The sequence below is a fragment of the Spirillospora sp. CA-108201 genome (assembly GCF_050936235.1).
Taxonomy (GTDB): Bacteria; Actinomycetota; Actinomycetes; order Streptosporangiales; family Streptosporangiaceae; genus Spirillospora.
Genome location: NZ_JBNJNE010000001.1, coordinates 887,947 through 902,695, shown reverse-complemented (window position 1 = coordinate 902,695; position 14,749 = coordinate 887,947). Strand labels below are relative to the sequence as shown.

Annotated in this window: 12 protein-coding genes; 5 read left to right on the top strand and 7 right to left on the bottom strand. The window is 73.1% G+C overall.

Translation table 11 applies throughout. The features are described from left to right. Positions 1 to 6 precede the first annotated feature (6 nt). Positions 7 to 858 carry a universal stress protein gene (locus ACQEU6_RS04345; RefSeq protein ID WP_499329296.1) on the bottom strand — a complete coding sequence of 284 codons (852 nt, stop codon included), beginning with the start codon at positions 856 to 858 and terminating at the stop codon, positions 7 to 9. Between the two features lie 107 nt (positions 859 to 965). On the opposite strand from ACQEU6_RS04345, the gene ACQEU6_RS04340 reads away from it, so the two are divergent. Together ACQEU6_RS04340 and ACQEU6_RS04335 are read left to right on the top strand one after the other, a co-directional pair. Continuing rightward, positions 966 to 1,520 carry an Rv1733c family protein gene (locus tag ACQEU6_RS04340; RefSeq protein ID WP_499329295.1) on the top strand — a complete coding sequence of 185 codons (555 nt, stop codon included), beginning with the start codon at positions 966 to 968 and terminating at the stop codon, positions 1,518 to 1,520. Positions 1,521 to 1,632: 112 nt separating this feature from the next. Continuing rightward, positions 1,633 to 2,379 (top strand): aquaporin, encoded by a 747-nt coding sequence (locus ACQEU6_RS04335; RefSeq protein WP_499329294.1) that lies wholly within the window; start codon positions 1,633 to 1,635, stop codon positions 2,377 to 2,379. Positions 2,380 to 2,581: 202 nt separating this feature from the next. On the opposite strand, the gene argG is transcribed toward ACQEU6_RS04335, so the two are convergent. Both argG and ACQEU6_RS04325 read right to left on the bottom strand, forming a co-directional pair. Further along, positions 2,582 to 4,030 (bottom strand): argininosuccinate synthase, encoded by a 1,449-nt coding sequence (gene argG / locus ACQEU6_RS04330; protein WP_499329293.1) that lies wholly within the window; start codon positions 4,028 to 4,030, stop codon positions 2,582 to 2,584. 118 nt (positions 4,031 to 4,148) lie between these two features. Continuing rightward, positions 4,149 to 4,364, bottom strand: a complete 216-nt coding sequence (locus tag ACQEU6_RS04325) for a hypothetical protein (RefSeq protein WP_499329292.1) — start codon at positions 4,362 to 4,364, stop codon at positions 4,149 to 4,151. 1,036 nt (positions 4,365 to 5,400) lie between these two features. Between ACQEU6_RS04325 and ACQEU6_RS04320 the strand changes: the two genes are divergently transcribed. Beyond that, positions 5,401 to 5,859, top strand: a complete 459-nt coding sequence (locus ACQEU6_RS04320; RefSeq protein WP_499329291.1) for a hypothetical protein — start codon at positions 5,401 to 5,403, stop codon at positions 5,857 to 5,859. A 36-nt stretch (positions 5,860 to 5,895) separates the two neighbouring features. Here the strand turns inward: ACQEU6_RS04320 and ACQEU6_RS04315 are convergent, their stop codons facing one another. The 3 genes from ACQEU6_RS04315 to ACQEU6_RS04305 form a co-directional block, all read right to left on the bottom strand. Beyond that, positions 5,896 to 7,422, bottom strand: a complete 1,527-nt coding sequence (locus ACQEU6_RS04315) for a class I adenylate-forming enzyme family protein (protein WP_499329290.1) — start codon at positions 7,420 to 7,422, stop codon at positions 5,896 to 5,898. 55 nt (positions 7,423 to 7,477) lie between these two features. Further along, positions 7,478 to 8,314, bottom strand: coding sequence for an SAM-dependent methyltransferase (locus ACQEU6_RS04310; RefSeq protein ID WP_499340087.1), 837 nt, complete (start codon positions 8,312 to 8,314; stop codon positions 7,478 to 7,480). Positions 8,315 to 8,375: 61 nt separating this feature from the next. Further along, positions 8,376 to 8,591 carry a hypothetical protein gene (locus tag ACQEU6_RS04305; protein ID WP_499329289.1) on the bottom strand — a complete coding sequence of 72 codons (216 nt, stop codon included), beginning with the start codon at positions 8,589 to 8,591 and terminating at the stop codon, positions 8,376 to 8,378. 309 nt (positions 8,592 to 8,900) lie between these two features. On the opposite strand from ACQEU6_RS04305, the gene ACQEU6_RS04300 reads away from it, so the two are divergent. After that, entirely contained in the window at positions 8,901 to 9,722 is an 822-nt protein-coding gene (locus ACQEU6_RS04300) for an SAM-dependent methyltransferase (RefSeq protein ID WP_499329288.1), read from the top strand. Between the two features lie 7 nt (positions 9,723 to 9,729). Here ACQEU6_RS04300 and ACQEU6_RS04295 read toward each other — a convergent pair whose 3' ends face one another. Then, positions 9,730 to 13,221, bottom strand: a complete 3,492-nt coding sequence (locus ACQEU6_RS04295; RefSeq protein ID WP_499329287.1) for an alpha-N-acetylglucosaminidase TIM-barrel domain-containing protein — start codon at positions 13,219 to 13,221, stop codon at positions 9,730 to 9,732. 151 nt (positions 13,222 to 13,372) lie between these two features. Here ACQEU6_RS04295 and ACQEU6_RS04290 point away from each other — a divergent pair, with 151 nt between their 5' ends. Then, entirely contained in the window at positions 13,373 to 14,551 is a 1,179-nt protein-coding gene (locus ACQEU6_RS04290) for an ROK family protein (protein WP_499329286.1), read from the top strand. Positions 14,552 to 14,749 lie beyond the last annotated feature (198 nt).

The window sequence follows — 14,749 nt, the reverse complement described above, 5'->3', positions numbered from 1 at the left end:
CGGCGCTCAGTCCGGGCGCGCGGGGACGATCGCCACGGCGCGGCGGGCGTGCCGGAGCACCGCCGTGCTGGTCGAGCCGAGCGAGGCGAGCCCGCCGCCGCGGTCGCCCAGCACCAGCAGCCCGGCGTCGTCCGCGGCGTCGAACAGCGCCTCCAGGGGGCGTTCCAGCAGCAGGGAGACCTGGATGTCGAGGTCCGGGTACCGCTCGCGCCAGGGCGCCACGGCCGCCTCCAGCTCGGCGGCGCGCGTCTTCTCCAGCAGCTCCCTGTCGTGGAACAGCGCCAGCTCGTCCGCGTCGACCGCGGCGGGCTCCCAGCACGCGTACACCACGCGCAGCTCCCACCGGCGCAGCGCCGCCTCGGCCGCGGCGAAGCCCAGCGCCGGGTCGCACCAGGTCGTCCCGTCGGCGCCCGCCACGACCCGGCCGGGGCCCGTCCCGTCCTTGACGACGACCACCGGGTGGTAGGCGCCCGCCGCGAGGTCCAGCACACCCGCGCCCTCGTCCAGCCGCTCGGGGGCCCCGACCACCGTCAGCTCCGCCTCGCGGGCCTCGCGCGGCAGCGCGTCGCGGGCCGGGCCGCGGACCAGCCGGCCGCGCACCGCGCCGGCCGCCCCCAGCTCGCGGGCGCGCCGCACGCCGCGCTGCAGCAGGTTCTCCCCCGCCCGCCTCATGACCGCCTCGGCGCTCGGGTCCTCGTGCCCCCCGGGGTAGGGCCAGTGCCAGCAGTGGCACATCACCAGGTCGAGGCCCCGCAGCCGGGCCTCCTCGATCGCCCAGCGCGTCGCCGTGTCGTTCTCCGCCGTCCCGTCGTAGCCGAACAGGACGTGCGCTTGCTCGTCGCTCCTAGCGCCCTCCATAATCCTGCCCTCCTCCTGCCAGTCTGCGCGCTTCAGCGGCGCACCAGAAGAGGCGCGTGCTCGACCGCTTCCAAGAGCGATTACTGTCACGGGCGAAGGAGGAGGCGATGAGAAGGCTAGGACGGGTCCGCCGCCGTTTCGGGTTCGACCGCAACGATCTGCGACGCGCCGTGGACCGCCGCCAGTGGGCGGTCGGCGTGGCCGCCGCGCTGCTGTTCACGGTGCTCGCCCCGCCCGTGTCCGTGCTTCTGGCCGTCGACGCCTACCGCAGCGGCGTCCGGGCGGAGCACCGCAACGTCCACCGCGTCACGGCGCAGGTCGTCCACACCGACTCCCAGGGCGGCGCGGGAGTGCGGCACACCTACGCCGAACTGGCCTGGACGTCTTCCGACGGCCGGACGCGGACCACCGTCGTCCCGGCCGACAAGTCCGTCAGGCCGGGCATGGAGCAGCGCATCTGGGTGGACGCGGCGGGCAACCCGGTCCAGCACCCGCAGACGCGCACCGCGACCCTGGCCACCGCCGCGGTCGCCGCGGCCACGGCCGCCGCGGTCGCGGGGGTCCCCCTGCTGGTCGCCTACCTCCTCGCCCGCCGCCGCTGCGACCGCCGCCGCGACGCCCTCTGGGACGAGAGCTGGACCAGCCTGGCCCAGCACGCCTGACCGGTCCCCCAAGCCGCCCCCATTTCTGGGTCACGCGATCACACCGAGACGATCTTCTTCGTCCCCCGGGGGTAGGCCGAGGTGCGTCAGAGCCTCGGGGGAAGGGGAGCGCGTGTTCAGGAGGATCGCTGCGGAGCTCGTGGGCACCCTGATCCTGGTCTACTTCGCGGTGGGCGTGGCGACCCTGTCGTTCGGCTTCGGCGTCGCCGGGCGCAGCCTCTCGGCGGGCGTCGTCGCGACGGCGCTGGCCTTCGGCCTCGTGGTCCTCGTCCTGGTCTACGCGATCGGGCCGATCTCGGGCTGCCACGTCAACCCGGCCGTCACCCTGGGCGTGCTGCTCGCCCGCCGGATCCCGCCGCTCGACGCCGTCGGCTACTGGATCGCCCAGTTCGCCGGCGGCATCCTGGGCGCGCTCCTGCTGTGGGCGACCTTCTCCGGCTCGCCGCTCTACGCCCGCTCCGTGACCGGGCTCGGCGCGGACGGGTGGGGCGACGCGAGCCTCATCCGCATCGACATGGGCGGCGCGTTCCTCACCGAGGTCGTCCTGACCGCCCTGTTCGTGTTCATCGTGCTGTCCATGACGAGCACGGCGGCCATCCCGTCCGTCGCCGGGGTCGGCATCGGCCTCGCCCTCACGACCGTCCACCTGATCGGCATCCCGATCACGGGGACCTCGGTCAACCCGGCCCGCAGCCTCGGCCCCGCCGTCGTCGTGGGCGGGACGGCCCTGTCGCAGGTGTGGCTGTTCATCGTCGCGCCCCTGGTGGGGGCCGTCGTGGCCGCGGCGCTGCACGGCTTCGTCGGGCCGCCGGAGAAGGAGACCCCGCTCCCTCCCGTGGAGGAGGACGAGGCCCCCTAGCTGTGTTGATCAAGTCCCGGCCCGCTGCGCTCGCCTGGCGGCTCGCTACGCGACCGGGCCTGGGCGAACGCGGCATCGCTTCGCGATCCGCCCGGTTCCGCTCGCCTCCGGCTTCGCTCCACCGGCCAGGTCACGCGTTCGCGCGCGTGGCCGAGGCCACTTCGAGACAGGCCCCAGCTGCATCGGGGCGGTCGCGTACGGCCTAGTCGGTGCCGAACTCCATGGCCGCGCGGTCGAGGACCTCGGCGTCCCGGGAGTCCTTGCCGCGGGACGCGATCGCCTCGGCGCCGCCCGCCGGCATCGCGCCGATCAGCCCGGTGGACGCCGCCTGCGCGGCGCCGATCAGGGCCGGGTGCGAGCTGCCGACCATGCCGAGCCCGGCGTACTGCTCCAGCTTGGCGCGCGAGTCGGCGATGTCGAGGTTGCGCATGGTCAGCTGCCCGATCCGGTCCACGGGGCCGAAGGCGGAGTCCTCGGTGCGCTCCATGGACAGCTTGTCGGGGTGGTAGCTGAACGCGGGCCCGGAGGTGTCGAGGACGGAGTAGTCCTCGCCGCGCCGCAGCCGCAGGGTGACCTCGCCGGTGACGGCCGTCCCGACCCAGCGCTGCAGCGACTCGCGCAGCATCAGCGCCTGCGGGTCCAGCCAGCGTCCCTCGTACATGAGCCGGCCGAGCCGCCGCCCCTCGCTGTGGTACGTGGCGAGGGTGTCCTCGTTGTGGATCGCGTTGACGAGCCGCTCGTAGGCCGCGTGCAGCAGCGCCATGCCGGGCGCCTCGTAGATGCCGCGGCTCTTGGCCTCGATGACGCGGTTCTCGATCTGGTCGGACATCCCGAGGCCGTGCCGCCCGCCGACGGCGTTGGCCTCCAGCACCAGGTCGACGGCGGACCCGAACTCCTTGCCGTTCACGGTCACCGGGCGGCCCTGCTCGAAGCCGATCGTGACGTCCTCGGCGGCGATCTCCACGGCGGGGTCCCAGAACCGCACGCCCATGATCGGGTCGACGGTCTCGATCCCGGCGTCCAGGTGCTCCAGGGCCTTGGCCTCGTGGGTCGCGCCCCAGATGTTGGCGTCGGTGGAGTACGCCTTCTCGACGCTGTCCCGGTAGGGCAGGCCGCGGGAGAGCAGCCACTGCGACATCTCCGTGCGGCCGCCGAGCTCGGTGACGAAGTCGGCGTCGAGCCAGGGCTTGTAGACCTGGAGGGACGGGTTGGCCAGCAGCCCGTACCGGTAGAACCGCTCGATGTCGTTGCCCTTGAACGTCGAGCCGTCGCCCCAGATCTGGACGTCGTCCTCCAGCATGGCGCGGACCAGGAGGGTTCCCGTCACGGCCCGCCCGAGCGGGGTGGTGTTGAAGTAGCTGCGGCCGCCGGACCGGATGTGGAACGCGCCACACGCCAGAGCGGCGAGCCCCTCCTCCACGAGGGCGGCCCGGCAGTCGACCAGGCGCGCGACCTCCGCCCCGTACTTGGCGGCGCGGCCGGGCACGGAGGCGATGTCGGGCTCGTCGTACTGCCCGATGTCGGCGGTGTAGGCGCAGGGCACCGCGCCCCTGTCGCGCATCCACGCGACCGCCACCGAAGTGTCGAGGCCGCCGGAGAAGGCGATCCCGACGCGCTCACCGACGGGCAGGGAGGTCAGCACTTTGGACATGAGCACAAGTATGCACGCTGCTGCATGAACATGCAACGCGCCTCGGTCGGTCCCCGCCCCGGCCGACCGGGGCGGGCCCCACCTTCAACCAGGAACGCGGCCGCTTCGGCGAAGGAACTCAGCGTGACGACGAGGCGGACCGGTCGGCCATGGCCGTCCGCGCGGCAACGGGGGGCGCCGCATGCCCGATCGGAAGAACTTGACCGGCGGCCACCTGCTTCTCACCCGGCAAGTCGTCCTCCGCCTGCGCGAACAGCAGCGCCGGCACATCCAGGGAAGAGTTTTTTCCACCACTCGCCTCTGAGTTCACGCCGGTTCCGTACAGGCGGATCATTGGGGCTTTCCCGGTTCGCCGCCTACCGCGAGGGCCGTCCCGAACCCGAGTGCGCCAAGCGGCCACGAACTCATGGCGCAATGCGGGAAGCTTCATTAGCCGCGTATTCACGCCACGGGGATACCGATCCACTCGGGCCCGGTTAATACTTCATCGACCATGACACCAACACTTGCCGCGCAAGTTTCACAAGCGGAATGGGAATGACCGTAATGCGCCATTCCGAAACCCGAGGATGACCGCTTGTGGCCGATCGCCTTACATTTCGCCCGGCCTCGCGTTCCCTGGTCCCTGACGCTACCGGCACCCGGCCCCACGAACGGAGGACGCGTTCCATTGTGGATCTGTCCGAGCCCCGCTGATCCCCAGCGCGCCGACATCCGGCGGAGAATTGTCCGGTTGCACCGGATTGCACGAAACGGAGGGAAACGAGATGGAGTCGGTTCGGTAAACAGGCTTTCACCGCCAAAGCAGTCGGAGGTACGCCGAACCCCGCGCTCGCGGCGCGGCGACGACGGGAAACCCGGGCGAGCCGAAAGCGAAGTGTTTTCTAACGGCGCCGAGAGCTTTCCATCTGTCGGGCTCCTCGCTCTTCCAAAAGACGACCCGGTCACGGGAAGATTGAGGACGGTAACGGAGAGCAACCACACCAACGGAAGCTTGAACTGATCATGGACACGCCCGTCAACCCCGCTGACCAGGCGTTAGCCCGACTCCGCGAGGACTTCCAAGGCCACCGAATCTGGCGCGCCACGCGCTACGACGGGAGGCTCGGCGACTGGGTCGCCACCCTGCACGACCCAAAGGCCGGCATAGACCCGACCGTTATATGCAACACCGCCGAGGAGCTCCGCAAGGCCCTCACCCACGAGCTCAGTCGCGCGGCGTGCCGTCCCGCATACGACCACCGCAAGTGGGTGCGCCGGTAATGGGGTGGATCGAACCGAAGAATCTGACCGCCGAGGCCTCAACATCTTCCATTACAAGCCATCTTGACCGACTTGCACAGGAAGTCATCCGCGCGGGCTGGAAGGCCGTGCCGCACTACGACGGCCCCCTTCCGCTCGTGCGCGTCTTCGACCCGGCCGTCCCGGGTTTCGGGGAGAGCGTCACCCTCGCCCCCGGCCCGGCGTCCGGCTCCTGGTGGTACCGGTCGAGCACCGGTGAGGATCTGGCCCCGCACACCGACCCGGCCCGCGCGGCCGAGCGGGTCACCCGGATCCTCACCCCCTACGTGGCGGCCGCGCTCGCCGCCCGGGCCCGCCGTCCGGTGAGGGACGGCACCGCGCTCCCGATCCCTCCGCCCCGCGCCGACACGCCGCACAAGGAAACGATCGCCTACCTCCACGCCCGCTTCGGTGTCCTGTGCTGGTGGGGCACCCACACCAAGGAGTGGTGGGCCCTCATCCCCTGCGCCGCGCAGTGGAGGCTCGTCAACGCGCCCGCCACGGAGATCCTCGCCCAGGCGATCCTCGACGTCCACGCGCACAGCTGAGTCCGGACGCCGGGGAGGCCGCCCCCGGCGCCGGGCTCAGCTCGGGGCGGGAAGGTCGCGGTCCTTGAGGAGCGCTTTGTGGATCTTGCCTACGGGGGTCAGCGGAACGTCCGGGGTGATGACGAACTGGCGGGGGACCTTGTAGTCGGCGAGGCGGTCGCGGCAGTAGGCGGCCAGCTCGCCCGCGGTGGGCGGTTCGGCGTCCGGGCGCGGGACGACGTAGAAGCGGCCGACCTCGCCGAGCACCTCGTCGGGGACGCCGATCCCGGCGGCCATCGCGACCTTCGGGTGGGCGGTCAGGACGTTCTCGATCTCGACCGGGTAGACGTTGAAGCCGCCCTGGATGTACATCTCCTTCTCGCGGCCGCGCAGGACCAGGTGCCCGTCGGGCTCCAGGGCGACCATGTCCCCGGTGGCGAGCCACCCGTCCGGCAGGAAGACCTCGGCGGTCTCGTCCGGCATGTCCCAGTAGCCGGCGGCGACGCAGGCGCCGCGGATCTGGAGTTCGCCGGTCTCGCCCGGAGGCAGGGCGGCCCCGTCGGGGGCCGTCACGCGCGCCTCGAAGTCGCCGATGACCGCGCCGAGGGTCCGGGAGACCGTCTCGGGGGCGTCGCCGGTCGGCGACAGGACGCAGGCGCCCGAGGATTCGGACAGACCGTAGAGGCCGTAGAGAGGCGCTCCGGGGAAGCCCCGCCGGATCGCGTCGGCGAGCGCGGGCTCCACGTTGGAGCCGCCCGCCATGCACAGCCGGACGGACGAGACGTCGTGCTCGGCGAAGTCGGGGCGGCCGAGCATCAGCACGTACATCGTGGGCACGGCGCCGAGGAACGTCACCCGGCGCCGTTCGATGGCGCGCAGCGCGGCGTCCGGGGAGAACGCGGGCAGCAGCGCGACCGAGCCGCCGCTCACCAGGGCGGCCATGATGGTGCAGGTGATGCCGCCGACGTGGTTGAACGGGAGGTGGCCGAGCTGGACGTCCTCGCCGGTCATCCCGAAGTGGTCGGCCTGGGCCGAGGCGGAGGCCAGGATCCCCCGGTGGGTGATGACGGCGCCCTTGGGGCGTCCCGTGGTGCCGGACGTGTAGAGGATCATCAGCGGGTCGTCCGGGCCCACCGCGGCGCGGGCCGCCGCGAGGGACGGCGGAGCCGGGACCGCGGTCAGGGCGTCGAAGCCCGCGCCGAAGTGCACGGCGGGGACGCCGGACGCCTCGAAGTACGCGGCGAAGTCGAAGTCCGGCACGGCCTCCACCGTGACGACCAGCCGGGCGCCGCTCTGGCCGAGCATGTAGGACAGCTCCCGCTCCCGGTAGCGGACGTTCAGCGGGACGACCACGGCGCCGATCCGGGCCGCGCCGAAGAACACCGCGAGCCACTGCGAGGTGTTGGGGCCGAGCAGGCCGATCCGGTCGCCCCGTCCGACGCCGCGGGTCAGCAGGCCCGCCGCGACCCGGTCCGCCATCTCGTCGAAACCGGTGAACGTGATGGTGTCTTCGCCGTCGTACAGGAACGCCTCGTCCCGCGTCGCCGCGGCCTCGAGCGCCCCTCCGACCGTCACTGCCCGCATGTCGCCTTCCCTCATCCCGGTGGCATTCGTCAGGGAGCGGTCGTGCACGCACACCTCAGAGCTTGCGGCCGACTCCGGCGTAGAACCAGATCGGCAGGGCGTCTTCCAGGGCGACCGGACGCTCGGGCCGCCACAGCGGCGCCCACACCAGGCCCGGGTCGACCAGTTCGAAATCGCCGAACAGGCCCGTGACCTGGTCCAGGGTGCGCGGGGTGCCGGGCGCGTTGGTCCTCTTGTAGACCTCCACGACCTTCGCCACGATCTCGGGGACGCCGTCGGCGGAGGCGTGGGTGATCGCCATGTGGCTGCCGGGGGCGAGCGCCTCGCGCAGCTCGGCCATGATGCCGGGCGGGTCGTCGTCGTCCGGAATGAAGTGCAGGGTGGCGATCGTCAGCAGCGCGACCGGCTTCTCGAAGTCCAGCAGCCGGGTGATCTCGGGGTGTTCCAGGATCTCCCGGGGGCGGCGGATGTCGGCCTGGACCATGCGGGTGCCGGGCGAGTCCGCGAGGATCGCCCGTCCGTGCGCGACGACCTGGCCGTCGTAGTCGGCGTAGGCGACGCGGGCGGCGGGGTTCACCGACTGGGCGATCTGGTGGACGTTCTGCTGGGTGGGCAGTCCGGTGCCGATGTCGAGGAACTGGTCGATGCCCTGCTCGGCCATGTACCGGACCGCGCGGCCCATGAACGCCCGGTTCTCCTTGATCAGGGTGATCAGGGTCGGGTCAGCGGCCTTGGCCTCCTCGGCGCGGAGGCGGTCGGCCTCGTAGTGGTCCTTGCCGCCGAGGTAGTAGTCGTACATGCGAGCGATGTTCGGCACGCTCGGGTCGAATCCGCCTGGCCGAAACCGCTCGCCTGCCACCGTGCCTCCCTGCCGGCCGCCCACGCTGATCATCTTCACACCCAACTCTACGGTCTTCAATCGCCGCGTCGGACCGCTCCGCGGAAACGACCGATCACGATTCGGTCCGGCGGCGGGCCCGGTCCGAGCGGTCCGTGCGGGGCGCCTCGCCGTCGTGGCCCAGCGCCGCGAATGCCACGGCCAAGGCCGGCGGGGCGCCCGCGAGGGCAGCCCACAGCGGGTCGGCCGGACCGCGCACCTTGACGAGCGCCGGCGTGAGCGGGCCGAGGAACTGCAGCGTGGACGCGACGCCGGCCGGCAGCCGCGCCATCGCCGGATAGATCAGGTGCTTTCCGGCGATCGCCGATCCGCAGGTCGGCGCCGAAGTCGCGGCCGAGCTGCCGGAGCTGCTGCGAGTGATCGCGATCGTCCGCCGGGGCAGCGAGTCGCAGCCGCCCGTCGCGCGGGGCCTGGACGCCCTCCGCGCGGTCGCGCGGTCGCGCGGCGCCGACGATCGACTCGCCGGACGGGGCCGCCCGCGTTGGGTATGTCGGGCGTACCGGAAGGGTGCGTGCCATACTGGGCGATTCCTCGCGGCGGCCGCGCGTCACCGCCCGGATGTCGGTTGAATGGAGAAGCGATGCCCTTCCCCGCAGGGCACGAACCGCAGGCTTTCGATCCGACGGCGCCCAACGAGAGCCGGATGCACGACTACTTCCTGGGCGGCAAGGACAACTACGCCGCGGACCGGCAGGCGGCGCTCCAGGCGATCGAGCTGGCGCCGGAGCTGCCGGTCCTGGCGCGCGAGGGGCGCAAGTTCCTGGACCGCGTCGTCCGGTTCCTCGCCGCGGCGGGGATACGCCAGTTCCTCGACATCGGGACCGGTCTGCCCACCCAGGGAAGCGTGCACCAGATCGCGCAGGCGGTCGCGCCGGACTGCCGGGTCGTCTACGTGGACAACGACCCCGTGGTGCGCGTCCACGCGCAGGCGCTGCTGGGAGGGAACCCCCGCACCGCGGTGGTCGAGGCCGACATGCGGGACGCCGAGGGGATCGCGAACCATCCCGGCCTGCGCGGCCTGATCGATCTGGACCAGCCGACGGCGCTGCTGTTCTTCCACGTGCTCTACACCATTCCCGAAGACGAGGAAGTGGCGCGGAGCGTCCGGCGGCTGGGCGACCTGACGGCGCCGGGCAGCCATATCGCGATCTCGCATCCGGTCAGCGACCTGTGCCCGGAGGTCACGGCCAGGCTCGCCTTCCTCTACCAGCAGGAGACCCACGCGATCCGCGGGACCCCGCGCTCGAACGTCCGGACCCGGGCCGAGGTGGAGGGGCTCTTCTCCGGCTGGGACCTGATCGAGCCCGGCGTCGTCTACCTCCCCCTGTGGCGCCCCGAGCACGAGACGATCGAGTCGTCCAGGCCGATCTGGAGCGTCGGGGGCGTCGGGCGCAAGCCCTGAGCGCCCGTCACCCGGCCGGAGTGCCGTAGACGCTCACCTCCGTGAGGTGGAAGGTGAGGTTGGCGGTGTTGCCGAGCCCGACCACCCGGATGTAGCGGGCCCTGGCCTCGGTCGCCGTGGTGTCGCCCGCGTCGGCGGCGGGCCGCGGCCCGTTGCGCCCGCCGAGGGTGAACCAGCGGCCGCCGTCGAGGCTGCCCTCCAGGCGGTAGGTGTAGTAGCGGGTCCCGTCGACGTAGTTGCGGACGTTGACGCGCGACACGTCGTCGACGGCGCCGAGATCGACGCGCCACCAGGTCTCGCCGTAGGTCATCTGGCCGCCCCAGTAGGGCGAGTTCGCGCGGCTGCCGTCGTTGGCGGCCTCCGGTGGCCGTCCGGGCTCGGAGGACAGCGCCGTCACGGGCTTGCGCAGGCTCTGCAGCGGGTCGCCCGAGCCGTCCCTGGACGTGCCGGGCGAGGCGGCGATGCCGCCGCCGAACTGGGCGATCGCCTCCTGCGCGGTGTGGCTGTTCACCGCGCTGACGAACATCCCGACGTCCTCGGCGCCCCCGGAGCCGGGGACCGTGCCGGAGCCGACCACGGCCCAGTTCTTTCCGTCCGAACTGCACGAACCGGTCGTCCGGTCGCCGTCCCTGCCCAGCCGCACGTGGACCTCGCCGGCGGTGAAACCGCCGACCTCGGTGTAGTGGTCGAGCCGGCCGTCGCCGTCGGCGTCGTAGGAGAAGACGCACCCGTGGGCGGGCGTCACGGCGATGGTCGCGTACCCGGCGGACCCGGTCCTGCCCAGGTCGTCGCTCGCGACCAGCCCGGCCCGCGTCCAGTCGGACGATCCGTCCAGCTTGGTCACCTTCGTGGAGACCGCGTGCCCCGGGGCCAGCCCGTCGTCCTTGTAGACGGTCGCGAACTCGTTGGTCTCCCCCCACATGTCCTTGCCGCCCGCGGCGATGCCGACCGTGTCGCCGGACCGCGCGAACTCGGCCGCGGTCGAGGCGAAGGTCGTGTAGGGATCCCCCACCGCTCCGCCGCCGACCATGAGGAGGGAGTGCGCGCCCGCCTGCTCGGAGTCGCCTCCGGCGGTGCGCCAGGAGACCGTGGCGTCCAGGCCCGGCAGGGCGCCGGGCGTCGCGTCGGCGGGCGCGGTCACCGTCCAGGCCGCGGTGGCGGTCTTGCCGGGGCCGACGTCGCCGGAGGAGCCGGGCCCCTCCGCGATCTCGTAGCCGGCGGGCGCGGTCAGCCGGAAGCGCACCCGCCGAGCCTCGCCGAGGCTCGACTCGTTGGTGAACGTCGCGGTGACGCGGACGGCGCCGCCCGGCTCGACGCCCTTGCGGTCGCCGGCGAGGGCGAGCGCGCCCGCCGGTTCCTCGGCCACCCGACGCGCCAGCCGGTGGGCGTCGCCGTGCGGCTCGGCGGCGTAGCGGGTGCCCGCGCGCGCCCAGCGCTCGGCGAAGTCGCGCCAGTCGATCCGCCGCGGCTCCGCGCCGGTCCGCATGGCGGTTCCGAGCTCGTCGAAGAACAGCCTCCAGCGCTCGGCGTAGTAGCCGCCGACCAGCCCGTTGAACTCGCGGCGCGCGTAGTCCTGGAGGCCGGGGCTGCCGCTCTCCCACAGCGTGACCAGCGACTTGAGGTTGTAGTCGAGGGTCGCCGCCTCCCCGCGGTCCGCCGCCTGCCGGGACGCCTCGCGCTGCCAGGCGCCGAGGAGGAAGTTCGGGTCGGTGCCGAGGACGTCGTCCATGAGGCGGATCTCGCTCGTCCACCGGCCGGTGAGCCGTGCGAAGGCGGCGCGGTCGCCGTCCCGGTAGGCGGCGCGGATCTTGGGCAGGAGCAGCCGGCCGCGGTTGGCCAGCACCTGCCGGGCGACGTCCACGAGGTCGTAGCGGTACGCGCCGGAGCGCCGCAGCCGCGGATCGACGTCGAGCAGTTCGCGCAGGGCCTTCTCGAACTCGGCGGGGTCGTACTGCAGCGGCGTTCCGGTGGTGGTCAGGCTCGGCTGGTCGTCGAACAGGCCGGTCACGTGCCGGGTGTCCTTGCCCGCGGGCCACGCGTAGGCGGTCCGGCCGATGATCCGCCAGGCCGCGAGCGCGTGCGGGTCCGCGGCCCCGTAGCGGGCGGCGGCGTACGCGTCGAACCAGGCGTCCACGTCGACCGGGCCGTCCCGCCACGGCATGTCGGCGAAGAACGCCGCCGCCGCCGGGTTGTTGTCGATGGCCTCGGGCATCAGCGCGATGCCGTTCATGGCCGTGCCCCGCCTTGCGCGCCAGGCGTGGAACTTCTCGTTCCACACGGTGAGGCCGGCGCCGAAGTTCTGGTGGCCGCCGAAGTTCCAGATCGTGCCGAACGCGTACTGCGTGCCGAGGAAGTCCTTCTCGCGGTCGGTGACATCGGGCTGCTCGGTGATGCCGTCCACGATGAACATGCGCGAGCGGTCGACCGCCTGGAGGGTCTCCTTGCGGGGGTTGTTCTGCCAGCCGAGGATCACCCAGGTGGCGCCGGGATGCGCCGCTTCGAGCGCGTCCTGCACGGCCCGGGAGGCCTCGGGCACAGGCACGGACCCAGCCCGTCCGCCCTCGTGCAGCAGGTCCATCTTGTACATCGTGCTCGGTCCGTACAGCTGGGTCTGCGCCTTGTAGAAGGCCGCCGCGACCTTGCCGAACTCGGGCCCGGTGGGGTCGAGCCAGTCGGGGCGCTCCAGGCCGTTCCAGGTGCCCTGCGGGACGGTGTTCGCGCCGGGATTGCGGGTCTCGAAGTCGGTCGGGACGGTGCCGTAGTAGCCGGGCAGCACCGGCGTCATGCCCAGCTCGCGCAGCCGGTCGATCATGCGCCGGGCCAGCGCCGCGCGCCGGTCGACCAGCTGCTGGGAGATCGGCGAGTCGGTGCAGCACATGTTCTGCAGCAGCCACCACGCCTGGTGGCCCGGCTGCGGGATCCAGGCGCGCATGTCCGCGGCGCTGTAGCCGAACTGCTGGAAGGTCCGCTGGTAGACCGCGTCCTGCCCCTCGTACACCAGGACCTCGTTGATGCCGAGCAGCGCGAGCGCGTCGATGCGGCGCTCCCACTCCTCCCAGCTCAGGTACGCGCCGGCGTAACCCTCGTTGGTGTCGTTGAGCGCGAACCGGTGCTCGACCGAGGAGTCCGCCTCGATCGGCGCGGACGGCAGCGGCAGCCGCGCGGGCAGGTCGAGCTGCGTCCCGCCGATCGCGACGTTCGCGTGCGCGACCTCGCGCAGGTAGCGGCCGAACCCGGTGAGCTGGACGGCCGGGGACGTGCCCGCGACGACCAGGCGGCCGCGCTCGGCGGAGACCCGGAAGCGGTCGGGGCCGGGGCCCTTGGGGATCGTCCGCAGCTCGACCTGGCCGGCCCTGCCCCGGCCGAGGAGCCGCTCCAGCGCGCGGGCGGCGGGTCCCGCCGCGCTGGCCGCCGGTTCCGTGTCGCGCGCCCCGGCCGGGGCCACCGCGGTCAGCGAGACCGCCAGCAGCGCGACCAGCAAGACGGCGGCCGACCGCAAGCGGCCACCGGTTCCCCTTCGTCGGCCCGGGACCATGGCGGACACCTCCACGGCGAGGTTTGTTAAGCTCGTTGAAAAACTAGAGCGGCCTTCATCATGAGGGCGTCGGGTCCCGCGGTCAAGGGTCCGTCCGCGATCTTCTGGAGGGGGCATGGGAGAGGATCGCGCGGTCGGCACCCCGGTGCTGCGCCGCCTCAACACCGCCGCCGTCCTGCGGGCGGTGCGCGAGCGCGCGCCCGATCCGCTGCGCCTGGCCGAGATCGTCGAGTCGACCGGGCTCACCCGTCCCACCGTGGGGCAGGCCGTGGACGACCTGGTCGAGGCGGGCTGGCTCCAGCAGCACGATCCCGCGGCGGCCTCCCGGCACGGCGGCCGCCCCGCCGTGCGCGTCTCGCTGCGGGGCCGCGCCGCGCCGGTGCTCGGGCTCGACGTCGGCCCCCACACGGTCAGCGCCGGGGTCGGCGACCTCGCCGCCCGGCGCCTGGCGTCCGTGCGGCGCCCGGTCGGGCGGAGCGAGGCTGACCACCTGCTGCGCGCCGTCGACGAGGTGGTCGGGCGCGCCCTGCGGGAGGCCGGGCTCGGCGCGGACGAGATCGCCGGGGTGGTGGTCGCCACGCCGGGCATCGTCGACCCCGGCGCCGGCCGCGTCCTGCTGGCGCCGAGCGTTCCGGGCTGGACGTCGGTGGACCTCTCCGGCCACCTGCGCGACCGCTTCCGCTGCCCCGTCCAGGTCGAGAACGACGCCAACCTCGCCGCCCTGGCCGTCGCCGGGGAGCGCGGGACCCTGCTGGCCGTGCAGTGGGGGGAGCGCCTGGGCGCGGGCGTCGTGATCGACGGCCGCCTCCACCGGGGCGCGGGCGCCGCCGGGGAGATCGGCTTCATCCGCCCGCCGGGCCGCGTCCCGGAGACCGGCGACGGGCGGGGACCGCTGGAGCGCACCATCGGCGCCGAGGCCATCGCCGCGCGCGCCCGCCGCGCCGCGCGCCGGCACCCCGAGTCCGCCCTGCGGCACGGCGAGCCCGACGCCGCCGCCGTCTTCGCCGCGGCCGCCGGCGGCGACGCCGCCGCGCAGCGGGTCGTGGACGCCGTGGCCGCGACCTTCGCGCAGGCGATCGCCCCCGCCGTGCTGGTCCTCGACCCGCACACCGTCGTGATCGGCGGCGGCGTCGCCCGCGCCGGGCCGGTCCTGCTCAACGCCATCACCCGGCGCCTGACCGAACTGACCCTCACCCCGCCCGCCGTGGAGTTCTCCGGCCTCGCCGAGGACACCGTCCTCACCGGCGCCCTGCACCTGGCCCTCGACGAGGTCTGGCGCCGCCTCACCGTCTAGGGCGGGGAGGAGTCGTCCGGGAGGGGCGTCGAAGAGGTTCGGCAGGCCGGAGCGGTAGCGCCGGGCGCCGACCTTCTTGAGGCCGTCCAGCTCGGGCGGCTGGTAGAGCCTCCACATCGGGGCCGTTCGGCGGGCGAGCCCGCCGCGTGAAGCAATGTGTCGACACACTGTCCGATTCAGATCTCGGGGCGGTACGCT

Bases quoted from the DNA above. Each gene is read 5' to 3' on its own strand.
- ACQEU6_RS04345 (WP_499329296.1), bottom strand. From the start codon at position 858: ATGGAGGGCGCTAGGAGCGACGAGCAAGCGCACGTCCTGTTCGGCTAC.
- ACQEU6_RS04340 (WP_499329295.1), top strand. From the start codon at position 966: ATGAGAAGGCTAGGACGGGTCCGCCGCCGTTTCGGGTTCGACCGCAAC.
- argG (WP_499329293.1), bottom strand. From the start codon at position 4,030: ATGTCCAAAGTGCTGACCTCCCTGCCCGTCGGTGAGCGCGTCGGGATC.
- ACQEU6_RS04325 (WP_499329292.1), bottom strand. From the start codon at position 4,364: ATGATCCGCCTGTACGGAACCGGCGTGAACTCAGAGGCGAGTGGTGGA.
- ACQEU6_RS04315 (WP_499329290.1), bottom strand. From the start codon at position 7,422: ATGCGGGCAGTGACGGTCGGAGGGGCGCTCGAGGCCGCGGCGACGCGG.
- ACQEU6_RS04310 (WP_499340087.1), bottom strand. From the start codon at position 8,314: ATGATCAGCGTGGGCGGCCGGCAGGGAGGCACGGTGGCAGGCGAGCGG.
- ACQEU6_RS04305 (WP_499329289.1), bottom strand. From the start codon at position 8,591: ATGGCGCGGCTGCCGGCCGGCGTCGCGTCCACGCTGCAGTTCCTCGGC.
- ACQEU6_RS04300 (WP_499329288.1), top strand. From the start codon at position 8,901: ATGCCCTTCCCCGCAGGGCACGAACCGCAGGCTTTCGATCCGACGGCG.
- ACQEU6_RS04290 (WP_499329286.1), top strand. From the start codon at position 13,373: ATGGGAGAGGATCGCGCGGTCGGCACCCCGGTGCTGCGCCGCCTCAAC.